The sequence below is a fragment of the Gluconacetobacter takamatsuzukensis genome (assembly GCF_014174275.1).
Classification (GTDB): domain Bacteria; phylum Pseudomonadota; class Alphaproteobacteria; order Acetobacterales; family Acetobacteraceae; genus Gluconacetobacter; species Gluconacetobacter takamatsuzukensis.
In genome coordinates, this window is record NZ_JABEQK010000003.1 from 409,420 (window position 1) to 422,988 (window position 13,569).

A 13,569-nucleotide genomic window follows, 5' to 3' on the forward strand; every position below is an offset into this window, starting at 1 on the left:
GAATACGAACGATGTCTGATACCGCACCAAAGGCCGACCTGATCGACGTGGAACTGAAGACCGGCCATGTGATCATCCAGCTGCGCCCCGACCTGGCGCCGCTGGCCGCCGAGCGGATTCGCACGCTGGCCACCGAAGGGTTCTACGACAACACCCCCTTCCACCGCGTCATCCACGGCTTCATGGCCCAGGGCGGCGACCCGACGGGCACCGGCACCAGCGGCAGCCACCTACCCGACCTGAAGGCCGAATTCACCCGCGCGGCGAAGTTCGAACGCGGGACCGTCGGCATGGCCCGCACCATGAATCCCGACAGCGCGAACAGCCAGTTCTTCATCATGTTCGAGCCCTCGCCGCATCTCGACGGCCAGTACACCATCGTCGGCCAGGTGGTCGAAGGCATGGAACATATCGACCAGATCAAGCGCGGCGCGGGCCAGAGCGGCGTGGTGCAGGACCCCGACCGCATCATTTCCATGCGTCCGGTCGCGGCCTGACCGACAAACCGCGTCTCGTCACCGCCTTTGACGGTTGACTTGACCGGCCGAAGCCGGTACCCGGGGCCGCACCGCTACGCGGTCCCGGTGAGCCGGTAGCTCAGTCGGTAGAGCATTCGACTTTTAATCGAATGGTCGTGGGTTCGAGTCCCACCCGGCTCACCAATTTTCTTCCCAATTTTTCCAAAGAAAAAACCCTGAACATATCAGGATTTTTTCGATTCTTTCCTTCAGGAAAGAACAGGGGCGACCAGCCTCTCAGCCGATCTCCTCATAGGTCGTCACAAAAAAGTTGGACAGAACCGCCGGGCCGAACGTGGTCGTCAGGGCAACGTCCGTCGCATCCCGCCCCCGGGCCATCACGATCCGCCCGATCCGGGGCATGTTGTGCCGCGCATCGAAGGTGAACCACTGGCCTTCCAGCCAGACCTCGAACCATGCCGAAAAATCCATCGGATAATCGACCGGCGGAATCCCGATATCGCCCAGATAGCCGGTGCAGTAGCGCGCGGGGATATTCATGCAGCGGCACAGCGTCACCGCCAGGTGCGCATAGTCGCGGCACACGCCCACCCCTTCCTGATAGGCCTCATAGGCCGTACGGGTCGGGCGCGCCTGCTGGTAGTCGAACCGGATATGCTGGTGCACGAACGAGACGATAGCCTGCACCCGGCCCCACCCCGGCGCCAGATGGCCGAACATCGACCAGGCGAAGGACGACAGAAGATCGGTCTCGCAATATCGGCTGCCCATCAGGAACAGCAGGCAATCCGCCGGCAGGTCCGCCACCGGCACCTCGCGCGCGCCGGGCATCCACCGGTCCGGCAGGCCGCTATCGGCAATCACGAAGGACAGGCTGGTCCGCAGCGTGCCGACGGGCGCCACCACGCGGGTACAGCGGTTGCCGTACCCGTCCAGGTAGCGCTGCGTCGGCACGGGCGGGTCGAAGACCGGGGTCTGGGGCGTCATCAGGTCCGGCTCACGATCCGGATGGACCTCGAGCATCAGTACCATGGGCGTTGGAGCCTGAACCGTCAGGGCAATGTCGTAACCGGCACGAATCAGCACGCCGTTTTCCCTTCCTGGTCGTCGTCTCCACCCCGCCCGTACCGGTTCACGAAGTCAAGTCAGTGCGGCTCGACCGCATGCGCCCGCTTGTAGATCACGATCGGCAACTGTCTCGCCAGGATCGTGACCACCGCCGGCACCGAAAGCCCGGTCTGTTCGGCAAAATGCTCCAGGTCCCGCTGCGCGATCAGGGTGCGCAGCATTTCCTCGGTCATGGGGCCCATCTTGTCGTCGGCCTTCCAGCGCGCGACGATATCGCCATAGCCCGCGGCGGCCGCGCGCTCGGCAAAGCCGTTCAGCCCGTATTCGCGCTTCACGCCGTCCAGATATTCGTGGATCGCAGTCACCAGGCCCGAATGATCGTACCGGGCACCGGTCAGGAAATCGCCAAGCGTCGTTGCGGAGTCGGTAATGGACATGTTGCCTCTCCATTCTCGAAACGTTGTGGCCTGCCCTTCCTTACGCTCCCCACCGCGTATCGTTTCGTCCTCCCGAACGATTGAGGACGAAACCCGATCCGAAAACGGAAAAACCGGAGCCTTGCGGCCCCGGTTTCCCGCGGATGAGACGACACAGAGGAAATGGCCTTAGTGGCCGTTTTCTGAATAACACTATTTCAGATTCTATATCAATAGACCTCTCGGCAATGTGAGCCCACAGCCGCTTCCCCGGCGCGGACATGAAAAAGGCGGCCATTACGGCCGCCTTTCCCTCATCGCCCAAGCTGGCGCGGCTCAGAAATTGTCGTCGCCGCCGCCACCCCAATCGCCACCGCCGAAGCCGCCATCGCCGCCGCCCCCGGCATCGAAGCCCGGATCGACATCGGTGCCCGAGCCCCCGAACGGATCGCCCCCCGGCGCCGCCCCGTAATTGTTGTTGATGACCGTCTCGCCACCCATGCCGCCCCCACCGAAGCCCCCTCCGTCATGATGGCCGCTGAACAGGTCGGTCAGCGCATTCCCCACCATCATCCCGCCGGCGACCCCCGCCGCCGTGGTCAGGGCCGAGCCCAGGAAGCCGCTGCCGCGCGCCGGAAACATCCCCGGCTGCATGCCCATCGGATAGGCCTGCTGCGGCTGGGGCGGCGGCGGGGCCGCCTGCTGCCCCCAACCCGGCGGAGGCGCCCCCTGCGCGCGCTGCCCGCCACCGAACAGCCCGCCGAACAGGCCGCCGCCCCCGGCGGGGCGCTGCTGCTGCTGCGCCTGAAGGGCCTGCTGCGCCTGCTGAAGCTGCCATTGCAGCTGCTGGATCCGATTCTGCGCCGCCACCAGCGCCGCTTCCTGCACCACCGCCATCTGGGTGACGCGGTAGCGGGCCTCGGGATATTGCTGGAACATCTGGCCGATATACTGGTCGGCCTCCGGGTCGATCGGCGGCAGGTTGGGCGTGGTCGCAGGTACACTGCCGAAGCCCCCCTGCGGTGCGCCCCCCACACGGGCGACGAACTTCGTAATCAGGTCGCGTTCTTCGGTATTCATCGTTTCCGTCCTGTCTCCGACAAGAGTGCCGACCCTAGATGTGGCCCGCGTGCATGGATTTCGCAACCCCGCCCCGTCCCGCCACGCACCGCCTTTCGATCCGCGCCTCATGCCTGTATGGTGCGGCCCCTGTGCGTGCCGGATGGCATGCGTTTTCCATCGCTTACCCGGAGCATCCCGTCCATGGTCCCGGCCTCCGCGCCTCGCCCCCTTTCCTTCCAGGACCTGATCCTGACACTGCACCGGTTCTGGTCCGCGCAAGGTTGCGCCATCCTGCAGCCCTACGATACCGAGGTCGGGGCCGGCACGCTCTCGCCGCACACCACCCTGCGCGCCCTGGGCAAGCGCCCGTGGAAAGCCGCCTACGTCCAGCCCTGCCGCCGCCCCTCCGACGGACGGTACGGCGAAAACCCGAACCGGCTGCAACATTACTACCAGTACCAGGTGCTGCTGAAGCCGACGCCCGAGGAAAGCCAGAAGCTCCTTCTCGACAGCTACCGCGCCATCGGCATCGACCCGCTGGAACACGATATCCGCTTCGTCGAGGACGATTGGGAAAACCCCACGATCGGCGCATGGGGACTGGGCTGGGAAGTCTGGTGCGACGGCATGGAGGTGACGCAGTTCACCTATTTCCAGCAGGTCGGCGGCATTCCCACGGTGCTCCCCTCCACCGAACTGACCTACGGGCTGGAGCGGCTGGCGATGTACGTCCAGGGGGTCGAAAACGTCTACGACCTCGATTTCAATGGCCAGGGCCTGACCTATGGCGACGTCTTCCTGCGCGCCGAGCGGGATTATTCGCGCCATAATTTCGAGCTGGCCGATACCGAAATGCTGCATCGCCATTTCATCGACGCCGAGCGCGAGGCCACCGCCCTGGCCGATGCCGGCATCGCCCAGCCCGCCTACGACCAGTGCCTGAAGGCCAGCCACCTGTTCAACCTGCTGGACGCGCGCGGCGTGATCAGCGTCAGCGAGCGCGCATCCTATATCGGCCGCGTGCGGACCCTGGCCCGACGCTGCTGCGACGCATGGCTGGCGGGCGAGGAATAAGTCATGCCCGAATTTCTGCTCGAACTGTTCTCCGAGGAAATCCCCGCGCGCATGCAGGCCCGCGGCGCCGACGACCTGCTGCGGCTGGTGACCGAGGCCCTGGCGCCCCTCAACCCGCGCGACGCCACCGCCTTCGCCGGCCCCCGCCGCATCGCCCTGGCCCTGACGCTGGACGCCACCGTACCCGGCACCACCATCGCCGAGCGCGGCCCCCGCGACGGCGCGCCCGAGAAGGCGCTGGCCGGATTCACCCGCAAGCACGGCGTCACCCAGGACGACCTGGTGCTGGAAAACGGCTTCTGGGTGCTGAACCGCACCGTCCCGCCCGTCGAGGCCGCAACCCGCATCGCCGAGACCCTGCCGCCGCTGCTGCGGCGCTTCCCCTGGCCCAAATCCATGCGCTGGGGCGACGGCAGCGCCTTCACCTGGGTCCGTCCGCTTCGCCGCATCCTGTGCCTGCTGGATGGCCAGGTCGTCGACATTGCCCTGGCCGACGGCGAGGATGACGGCCACGGCCTGCGCGCCGACCGGCTGACCGAGGGCCACCGTTTCACCGCGCCCGGCGCCTTCGCCGTAACCGGTGCCGCCGACTGGCGCGAGGGCCTGCGCGCCCGCCAGGTCCTGGTCGATGCGGCCGAGCGGCGCGCGTTGATCGAGCAGGGCACCGCCCGCCTCGCCGCCGAGGAAGGGCTGCGCATCGTGGCCGATCCCGGCCTGGTGGACGAGGTCGCGGGCCTGACCGAATGGCCGGTGCCGTTCCTGGGCCGGATCGACGAAACCTTCATGGACCTCCCGCCCGAGGTCATGCAGGTGTCGATGCGCGTCAACCAGCGCTATTTCGCCCTGGTCCGCGACGACGGCTCGGCCGCGCCCCGTTTCGCCTTCGTGGCCAACCTGCAACCCACCGACGGCGGCGCGCTGACCATCGCGGGCAACGAACGCGTGCTGCGCGCGCGCTTCGCCGATGCCCGCCATTTCTGGGACCTGGACCGCGCCCGCCCCCTGGCCAGCCGGGTCGCGGCGCTGGACGCCATCGTCTTCCACGCCGCCCTCGGCAGCCAGGGCGCGCGCGTGCAGCGCATCGTCCGCCTTGCCGGCCTGCTGGCGCCGATGGTCGGCGCCCCGGCCCCCGAGGCCGAACGCGCCGCCCTGCTGGCCAAGGCCGACCTGACCACCGGCATGGTGGGCGAGTTCCCCGAACTTCAGGGCGTGATGGGATCGTACTACGCCCGGCATGACGGCGAGCCCGCCGGCGTCGCCACCGCCATTGCCGAGCATTACATGCCGCGCGGCCAGAATGACGGCGTGCCGACGGCGCCGGTCTCGATCGCGGTCGCACTGGCCGACAAGATCGACAGCCTGACCGCCTTCTTCGCGGCGGGCGAGAAGCCCGGCGGCTCGGGCGACCCCTACGCGCTGCGCCGCGCCGCCCTGGGCATCATCCGCATCATCCGCGAGAACGCGCTGCGGCTGGATCTGGTCCGGCTGTTCGTGCTGGCCTCCGAAGCCCTGCCCGAATCCCTGCGCGACGCGCCCGACCTGGCCCTACTGCCCGCCTTCGTGGCCGAGCGGCTGCGCGTGCAACTGCGCGCCGAGGGCGCCCGCCACGATATCCTGGCCGCGATTTCCAGCGGCAACGAGGACAGCGACATCACCCGCCTGCTGGCCCGCACCGACGCGCTGGCCGCCATGCTGGCCACCGATGACGGGCAGAACCTGCTGGCAGCCACAAAGCGCGCCGCCAATATTCTGCGGATCGAAGACCGCAAGGACGGCCCGCATGACGGCACCCCGGACCCGACGCTGTACGAACAGCCCGAGGAACGCGACCTGGCCGACATGCTGCTGGACGTCATTCCCGCCGTCGAGGCCGCGATCGCCAGTGAACGCTACACCGACGCCATGCGCGAGGCCGCGCGCCTGCGGCCGGTGCTGGACCGGTTCTTCGAAGCGGTGACAGTCAACGCCGACCGCGCCGAACTGCGCCTCAACCGGCTGCGCCTGCTGGCCGAACTGCGGCGTATGACCGTGCTGATCGCGGATTTCAGCCAGATCGAGGGCTGAATGCTTCCCCACCCGGGCGTGTCGCCGGGTGGGGGTTTCCTGTTCTTTTTTGAAAAAAGAACCAAAAAACTTTTGATCTGTTGAAGAGATTTTTGCCCGCAAGTACGCGGCCAAACGAATAAAAGTCTTTTTGCTTCTTTTTCTTCAGAAAAAGAAGATCTTCACCCCCATCCACCCAAAAATACCAGTCGCGCCAAGCCCCCACCCCGCACCAGCAGAACAGCATTCTGCCCAAAGCGCCGCGCAATCACCCGCCCACGCGCCAGCGGCATGCGCACGGCCAGCAATGGCTCGGCCCACTGCCCCAGCCGGCCCTCGCCCTCATGCCTCTCGCACCCTGCGAGGCAACCGGCCAATGCCCGCATCCGCCGCCGGTTCCAGCCATCCGGCCGGCGCCGCCCGCCGGGATTGGCGGCACTGACAAACACCACGTCCCCACGCCGCCACCATCCAGGCACGCCCGGACCATCCGGCACCGGACGCTGCCCGACCCGTACCGAAATCCCGCCCGCGCGATACAGGCTGCGGCGATAGGCAAGCGCGGTCGCGGCATCGACCGGCCGCAGACCGGTCACGCCCGGTCCCCGGCCTCGCCGAAATGGTCGTTGCGATGCACCCAGGCGGACATCAGCAGCCCAAAGCCGAACATCACCGTCAACATGGCGGAGCCACCATAGGAAATCAGCGGCAACGGCACGCCGCCCACCGGGATCGTCCCCATCACCATCGACAGGTTGACCGCGCAATACAGGAAGAAATTGGTCGCGATCCCCAATCCCAACAACCGCCCGAACTGGTTGCGGCTGCGCATGGCGATCAGCATGCCGCCGATCACCATCAGCATCAGCAACCCGATCACCGCAATCCCGCCGACATAGCCCCATTCCTCGGCGATCATGGTGAAGATGAAGTCGGTCTGCTTTTCCGGCAGGAAGTTCAACTGCCCCTGCGTGCCGTGCAGGTAGCCCTGCCCCCACATGCCGCCCGACCCGAGCGCGATCTTGGACTGGATGATATTGTACCCCGCCCCCAGCGGATCGCTCTCGGGGTTCAGGAAGGTGGTGATGCGCGCCTTCTGGTAGTCATGCAGGTGGCTGTAGGCGATCTTGCCCAGAAAAGGCAGCGGCACCAGCAGCAGCGCGATCTGCCACAGCCGCATCCCGGCACCGAAGAAGATCGTCGCCCCCACCACGCCGATGATGACGGCAGTGCCCAGATTGGGCTCCTTCAGCACCAGCCCCACCGGCAGCAGCACCATGGCGGCCGGCGGCAGCAGATAGAGCGGATTGACCATGCGCCGGTAACTGACACGATGAAACCAGGTCGCCAGCACCAGTACCAGCGCAATCTTGGCCAGTTCGGACGGCTGGATCTGCACGCCGCCGACGATCAGCCACCGCTCCGCCCCCTTGCCGACATGCCCCATGCGCAGCACGGCAACCAGCAGCACCAGCGAAAGGCCATAGAGCGGCCAGGCCAGCCGCGTCAGCAGGCGCGGACTCATCAGCGCCACGCAGACCATCATCACCAGGCCGACGGCAAAGCGGATCGTCTGCGGCCCCGCGAACGGGCGCGACGACCCGCCGGCGGCGGAATAAAGCGCACCATACCCCACCATGGCCAGCGCACAGATCAGCAGCACATACAGCCAGTTGACCTGCCACAGCTTGGCCAGGATCCGGAAATTGGGCTCGGCGCGCAGAAGGCGTTTCTGGAAATTCATGCTCTCGGTCCCGCGTCATCGCCCGCGACCCCGCACGAGCGGCGGCCACACATGCGCGCCCCGCCCACCCATGTCCAGAGCAGAGGCCTCGTGGAGGCGGCTATTGGAAGTCCTCGACCTCCGCCACCACCTGGCCCGGCGGCTCCTTGCGGTTCGCCGGGTCGCGGGTCAGCGTGTCGGTCATGATATCGCGCGCCAGCGGGGCAGCAACCGCCGCACCCGCATTGCCATGCTCCACCACAATGGCCGCCGCATAGCGCGGCGCGTCATAGGGCGCGAAACAGATGAACAGCGCATGGGGCCGATATTCCCACGGCAGCGACGACGAATCGAAGTGCCCACTCTCGCGCAGCGCGCGCGAGACATGCCGCACCTGGGCCGAACCGGTCTTGCCGGCCATCTGCACCCCCGGAATATCCAGGCGCGCCTTGGGCGCGGTGCCGTGCTCCTCATTGACCACGGCATACATCCCGGCCCGCAACTGGGTCAGGAACGGCTCCGGCATATCCAGCGCCGGCCAGTGGCCGCTATCGGTACCGTCGGTCATCCGGCCGGAGACCGCCCGCACCAGATGCGGCTGCACCGCCCGCCCGCTGGCGATCCGCGAGACATAGGTCGCAAGCTGCAGCGGCGTCACCTGCACGAATCCCTGGCCGATGCCGCTGACGATCGTGTCGCCGCCATTCCAGTGCTGGCCATGCGCCCGCCGCCATTCCGGCGTCGGGATCAGGCCCGTGCGCGTATGCGGCAGCTCGATATCCAGGTTCGTGCCCAGCCCGAAACTGTGGGACGCGGCAGCGATGGCATCCATCCCGGTCCGCCGCGCCACCTCATAGAAGAACACGTCGCAGGAGAATTTCAGCCCCTCCTTGAGGGTCAGCGAGCCATGGCCATAGCGCGACCAGCAATGGAACCGCGTCCCGCCCACATCCAGGTAGCCGGGGCAGAAGATCCGGTCGGTCGGCGACAGGGTACCGGTCTTCAGCGCCGCCATCGCCACCGCGGGCTTGAAGGTCGAGCCCGGCGGATAGACACCGGCCACCGCCTTGTTGATCAGGGGCGTGCGCGGATCGGTGGCCCATTCCTGCCACTGCGCCTGACTGACCCCGCTGTCGAACAGCGACGGGTCGAAAGAGGGGTTGCTGACCATGGCCAGCACCTCGCCATTGCGGCAATCCATCACCACCGCGCTGGCCGACTGGTCGGCGATCCGCCCCAGCACCGCCTGCTGCAACCCCGAATCGATGGTCAGGGTAATCTCGTCGCCCGGCTGCCCCTCGTCCCGCGACAGTTCGGACATCAGGCGGCCGACCGCGTTGACCTCGACCTCGACCGCACCGACCTGCCCGCGCAGCAGCCCGTCCTGCGTCTGCTCGATGCCCGCGCGCCCCACCCGCATCCCGGGCAGCGCCAGCGTCTGGTCCTGCGCCACGTCCTTGTCGCCCGGCGGCGCGACATAGCCCACCACATGCGCCATCAGCGGCCCGAACGGATAGTTCCGCGTGGTACCGACATCGATCAGCACGCCCGGCAGCGACGGCGCGTTGAGCTCGATCCGCGCCATGTCGTCCCAGGACAGGAAATCATGCAGCATGACCGGAATGAAACGCCGCTTGTGCCGGATCTCGCGCTCGATGCGCGCCCGGTCCCGGGCCTCGATGGGCACGAGGGCGGAAAAACGGTCCAGCGTCCCCGGTATGTCGCTGGTCTCCTCAGGCAGCAGCAGGGCGCGCCAGTTGACCTTGTTCGAGGCCACGGCGATCCCGAACCGGTCGACCACGCGCCCGCGCGGCGGGGCGATCAGGCGCCGGCTGACACGATTATTCTCGGCCATGCGGGCGAAATGGTCGCCCTCCAGCACCTGCAATCCGTACAGCCGATGCCCCAGCAGCCCGAACGCCGCCATCTGGGCCCCCAGCACCACCAGGGCGCGCCGGGTAAAGACCCCACGCGACGGCGTGTCGGCATCGGGCCGCGACATCAGGCGCTGCAAGGTTTTGCGACGCCCGATCATCAATCCATCCAGGCCGGGACGAAATCGGAAACCGCCATCAGGCCCGGTCCGGGTTGGCGATCGAACGCCCCAGGGTGCTGAAGACGACGCACAGAAGCGGAAACACCCCCACCCCGAGCACCCATTGGAACGCAAAGGCCACCGTCGGCACCAGATGCAGCGACAGCGCGGAAATCAACCCCCATTGCAGCGCCGTCGCCGCCAGCGACAGACCCCCGAAGACGATCCACAACACCAGGATGTGCGCGCGCGAAAACCCGTATCGGCCTGAAAGCGCGACCCCATGGACAAGCAACACGACCAGCAGCATCACGCCCGGCGGCCCGAACCCCAGCAGATCGACCAGGATCCCCAGCAGGAACACGATGGGCGACGACATCGAGGCCGGCCGGAACACCGACCAGAAGAACACGGACGACAGCACCACCCCCGGCAGCAATTCGGCCTGCCCGGGCAGGCCGAACGGCGCGGACAGCAGCAGGACGGCCATGCCGGTCAGCGCGGCGGGCAGCCCGCGACGCGACAGCATGTCCAGCCGCCGCCACAGGCTGGGCCGGGGCTGGATGCCCGGTTGGAACTCTGGGGCCTGGTCGGGCGTCATCCATGCACACTCTCATCCACGGCCGAGTGGGGAGGGAAACGGGAGCGGAAGGGAATCGGCCGGCCGCCGCACCGGAATCCGCCCCGGCGCATCGGGGGGGACGACAGCGGAGCGCCCATAATCGAAGACCCGGACGATATCGAGATGCCCCAGCGACGCAAAGGGAATGACGACCGGCTGGCCTGGACGAACATAATGGATCTGCCCGACAGGCAGGCCCGGAGGCATTGTATCGATCTCGCCATTGGTGACGACGCGCTCTCCCTCGATCGGGGGATTGTCCTGGGGATAGTAGATAAGGCGAGGCGTGCCCGAATTATCACCAGCCATTATAGCGGCCCCGTGACTGACTTCCAGTCTGACCGGTATGCGGCTCGACGCATCCGTGATCAGCAGGACCCGTACCGACCGGCTGCCGATCTCGGTCACGCGTCCCACCAGGCCCGAGCCGTCCAGCACGATCTCGTCCTTATGGATGCCGGCATCGACATTGGCCGCCACCAGCACGCTGCGCGCATACAGGCCGCTGGTATCGCGGACGACCCGCCCGGTCACGAAGGACGGCGCAGGATCGGGCATCCAGTGCAGATTGGCCTTCAGGGCCGCGTTTTCGTCCGCCAGCGCGGCCGCCACGTCGTACCAGTGGCGCAGATTCGCATTTTCCGCCCGCAGACGCTGGTTCTCGGCCTCGATTCGGCCCATGTCGCGCATGCGTCCCAGCAGATCGCGCGCCTGCTCCTGCGGCCATACGACCAGCCCGTACGCGGGGGCCAGAATATCGGCCAGCCCCATGCGCACCCGCTCGGTCAGGCCGCGATCCGCCTGCCCCAGCAGGATGATCCCCAGCGCCGCGACGATCAGAATCGGCAGAACCAGCCGCTCCAGCGCCTGCCGCAAGGTGATGGACAGCGGAATCATGACGGATTCGCCAGGCATCGCGCACGCCCGCGCCAGTCACACCCGTCATTCTGCCGGACGTCCATCGCCTCGGCCCCCCGCGTTCCGCCCGTGGTCAGTACATGCTGGTCAGGACATTCTTCAAGCGTTTCATTTCTTCCAGGGCGCGTCCAGTCCCCAGCGCCACGCAGGACAGCGCATCCTCGCCGACCGTAACAGGCAGGCCGGTGGCCCGGCGCAGCACATCGTCGAGGCGATAGAGCAGCGCACCGCCACCGGTCAGGACAATGCCCTTGTCCACGATGTCCGCCGACAGCTCCGGCGGCGTGTTTTCCAGCGCCGTCGTCACCGCGTCGACGATCTGGCTCACGGGCTCGGCCAGGCTCTCGGCGATCTGCGCCTGCGACACCACCACTTCGCGCGGAACGCCGTTGATCAGGTCGCGTCCCTTGACCTCGCGCCAGCCGCCATCGTCATCCGGATCGTCGGGCGGCAGGGCAGACCCCAGCTCGATCTTGATGCGCTCGGCCGAGCTCTCGCCGATCAGCAGATTATGGTTGCGCCGGATGTAGGAGATGATGGCCTCATCCATCTTGTCGCCGCCGACGCGGGCCGAACGGGCATAGACGATGCCACCCAGCGAAATCACGGCGACCTCGGTGGTGCCCCCACCGATATCGACGATCATGCTGCCCGAGGGCTCGGTCACCGGCAGCCCGGCGCCGATCGCGGCCGCCATCGGCTCCTCGATCAGGAACACCTTGCGCGCGCCCGCACTCTCCGCACTTTCCTGGATCGCCCGGCGCTCGACGGCCGTGGAGCCGGAGGGAACACAGACGATGATCAGCGGGCTGGCGAACATCCGCCGGTTATGCACCTTGCGGATGAAATGCTTGATCATTTCCTCCGCGACCTCGAAATCGGCGATCACGCCGTCGCGCAGGGGACGAATCGCCGTGATGTTGCCGGGCGTCCGGCCGACCATCTGCTTGGCTTCCTCGCCCACCGCCAGGACCTGCTTCTTGCCGCGCACATCGGCGATGGCGACAACCGAGGGTTCGTTCAGGACAACACCGCGTCCCTTGACATAGACAAGGGTATTGGCCGTGCCGAGGTCGATGGCCATATCGGCCGACAATAGACCCAGCAGACGAGCAAACATCCAGAACTCCCGACAAACAAGCACGACACGGCGGCACATGATCCGGAACATCGCGGCGCGCGACCTGCCGAACGGCAGCCCGTCGCGACGCGTCCCAGTCAGCCGGATCAGGCCGAGGGCTTACCGGGGCTACAGGACTCGGGCAAGGCCCAGCCACATTAATTCGTGCTTTTCACTTCGTCACCCTCCCGGGGCCATGAAAAAGGCGCGCCTCGTCCCCATCTCCCGTCAGGCCGCCATTCCGCCCGGCGGGGGCCGGCCGGCGACAACGAATAGAGCCGGCTGCCTTTTTTTCGCCACCGGAACGCCCTGCCACGCACATGACCTGCATGGAAACTCGCGGCACCGGAAGACGATACCCCACAGCTGGCGAACAGCGCGCCCTTTCGACAAGGAAGACGATCATGACGATCCGCCCCCATGCTTCTCTCTTCACCCGGGCAGCCCTGGTCGGCGCCGGACTTCTGGCGCTGGCGGGCTGCGGCAATCCATACGATCCCGGTGCCCGCGCCGGAACCGGCGCGCTGATCGGCGCCGGCGGCGGCGCCGCGATCGGCGGTCTTGCCGGCGGCGGAAGCGGCGCCCTCATCGGCGCCCTCGGCGGCGGCGCGGTCGGCGCTGCCACGGGCGCCGCCACCACGCCCAACCCGCCCAGGCGGGGATATTGACCCCGCTTGCCGATCCGCCGGCGCTCGCACGCTTTCGTCCCCCTCGGTGACGGTGGCGAAAGCGCGCGACCCGGCGCATCATACGAGACCCATGGCCCCGAACGGGCCTGAAACCACGAGAATTCCATGAGCCCTCCCCGCACGCCCGCCCCTCCAACCCGCCGTCCCGTCCGCACGGCCGGATTCCTGACGCTCGGCGCCCTGGCACTGTCGCTGGCAGCTTGCAGCAATCCGTACGACCCCGGCCAGCGCGCCCTCGGCGGCGGCCTGATCGGCGCGGGCGGCGGCGCCGCGATCGGCGCGCGGGCCGGCGGCGGACCGGGGGCCGCGATCGGCGCGCT

General features: G+C 67.4%; 13 protein-coding genes, 1 tRNA gene and 1 pseudogene. 6 read left to right on the plus strand and 9 right to left on the minus strand.

Annotated features, from left to right (window positions below):
- Positions 1-11 precede the first annotated feature (11 nt).
- The gene (locus HLH27_RS06285; RefSeq protein WP_182948728.1) at positions 12-497 is read left to right on the plus strand and encodes a peptidylprolyl isomerase; all 486 of its coding nucleotides are present in this window, start codon (positions 12-14) and stop codon (positions 495-497) included.
- Between the two features lie 89 nt (positions 498-586).
- Positions 587-662: transfer RNA gene (locus tag HLH27_RS06290), tRNA-Lys, on the plus strand.
- Positions 663-755: 93 nt separating this feature from the next.
- On the opposite strand, the gene HLH27_RS06295 is transcribed toward HLH27_RS06290, so the two are convergent.
- The 3 genes from HLH27_RS06295 to HLH27_RS06305 all read right to left on the minus strand — a co-directional run bounded on the left by HLH27_RS06295 (position 756) and on the right by HLH27_RS06305 (position 3,043).
- Positions 756-1,565 (minus strand): transglutaminase domain-containing protein, encoded by an 810-nt coding sequence (locus HLH27_RS06295; RefSeq protein WP_182948729.1) that lies wholly within the window; start codon positions 1,563-1,565, stop codon positions 756-758.
- A gap of 59 nt (positions 1,566-1,624) precedes the next feature.
- On the minus strand, positions 1,625-1,984 hold the full coding sequence (locus HLH27_RS06300) for a YidB family protein (protein ID WP_182948731.1): 360 nt from the start codon (positions 1,982-1,984) through the stop codon (positions 1,625-1,627).
- A gap of 315 nt (positions 1,985-2,299) precedes the next feature.
- The gene (locus tag HLH27_RS06305; protein WP_182948733.1) at positions 2,300-3,043 is read right to left on the minus strand and encodes a DUF2076 domain-containing protein; all 744 of its coding nucleotides are present in this window, start codon (positions 3,041-3,043) and stop codon (positions 2,300-2,302) included.
- A gap of 183 nt (positions 3,044-3,226) precedes the next feature.
- On the opposite strand from HLH27_RS06305, the gene HLH27_RS06310 reads away from it, so the two are divergent.
- Both HLH27_RS06310 and glyS read left to right on the plus strand, forming a co-directional pair.
- Positions 3,227-4,099: a glycine--tRNA ligase subunit alpha gene (locus HLH27_RS06310; protein WP_246375524.1), complete on the plus strand. Its 873-nt coding sequence runs from the start codon at positions 3,227-3,229 to the stop codon at positions 4,097-4,099.
- Between the two features lie 3 nt (positions 4,100-4,102).
- Positions 4,103-6,163: a glycine--tRNA ligase subunit beta gene (gene glyS, locus HLH27_RS06315; protein WP_182948737.1), complete on the plus strand. Its 2,061-nt coding sequence runs from the start codon at positions 4,103-4,105 to the stop codon at positions 6,161-6,163.
- 161 nt (positions 6,164-6,324) lie between these two features.
- On the opposite strand, the gene HLH27_RS06320 is transcribed toward glyS, so the two are convergent.
- From HLH27_RS06320 to HLH27_RS06345, 6 genes are all read right to left on the minus strand, one after another.
- Positions 6,325-6,738 (minus strand): DUF3293 domain-containing protein, encoded by a 414-nt coding sequence (locus HLH27_RS06320; protein WP_182948739.1) that lies wholly within the window; start codon positions 6,736-6,738, stop codon positions 6,325-6,327.
- On the minus strand, positions 6,735-7,886 hold the full coding sequence (gene rodA / locus HLH27_RS06325; RefSeq protein ID WP_182948740.1) for a rod shape-determining protein RodA: 1,152 nt from the start codon (positions 7,884-7,886) through the stop codon (positions 6,735-6,737). Before rodA ends, HLH27_RS06320 begins: the two co-directional genes overlap by 4 nt.
- A 100-nt stretch (positions 7,887-7,986) precedes the next feature.
- Positions 7,987-9,900, minus strand: a complete 1,914-nt coding sequence (mrdA, locus tag HLH27_RS06330) for a penicillin-binding protein 2 (RefSeq protein ID WP_182948741.1) — start codon at positions 9,898-9,900, stop codon at positions 7,987-7,989.
- A 37-nt stretch (positions 9,901-9,937) separates the two neighbouring features.
- A complete protein-coding gene (locus HLH27_RS06335; RefSeq protein ID WP_182948742.1) occupies positions 9,938-10,501 on the minus strand; it encodes a hypothetical protein in 564 nt (187 codons plus the stop codon).
- 12 nt (positions 10,502-10,513) lie between these two features.
- Positions 10,514-11,419 (minus strand): rod shape-determining protein MreC, encoded by a 906-nt coding sequence (mreC, locus tag HLH27_RS06340; protein WP_182948743.1) that lies wholly within the window; start codon positions 11,417-11,419, stop codon positions 10,514-10,516.
- 94 nt (positions 11,420-11,513) lie between these two features.
- Positions 11,514-12,560, minus strand: a complete 1,047-nt coding sequence (locus HLH27_RS06345; RefSeq protein WP_182948744.1) for a rod shape-determining protein — start codon at positions 12,558-12,560, stop codon at positions 11,514-11,516.
- A 404-nt stretch (positions 12,561-12,964) separates the two neighbouring features.
- Between HLH27_RS06345 and HLH27_RS06350 the strand changes: the two genes are divergently transcribed.
- Complete coding sequence (locus HLH27_RS06350; protein WP_182948745.1) at positions 12,965-13,228, plus strand: cell envelope biogenesis protein OmpA; 264 nt, start codon at positions 12,965-12,967, stop codon at positions 13,226-13,228.
- 126 nt (positions 13,229-13,354) lie between these two features.
- Positions 13,355-13,569, plus strand: a pseudogene (locus HLH27_RS06355) (hypothetical protein); the annotation flags it as partial.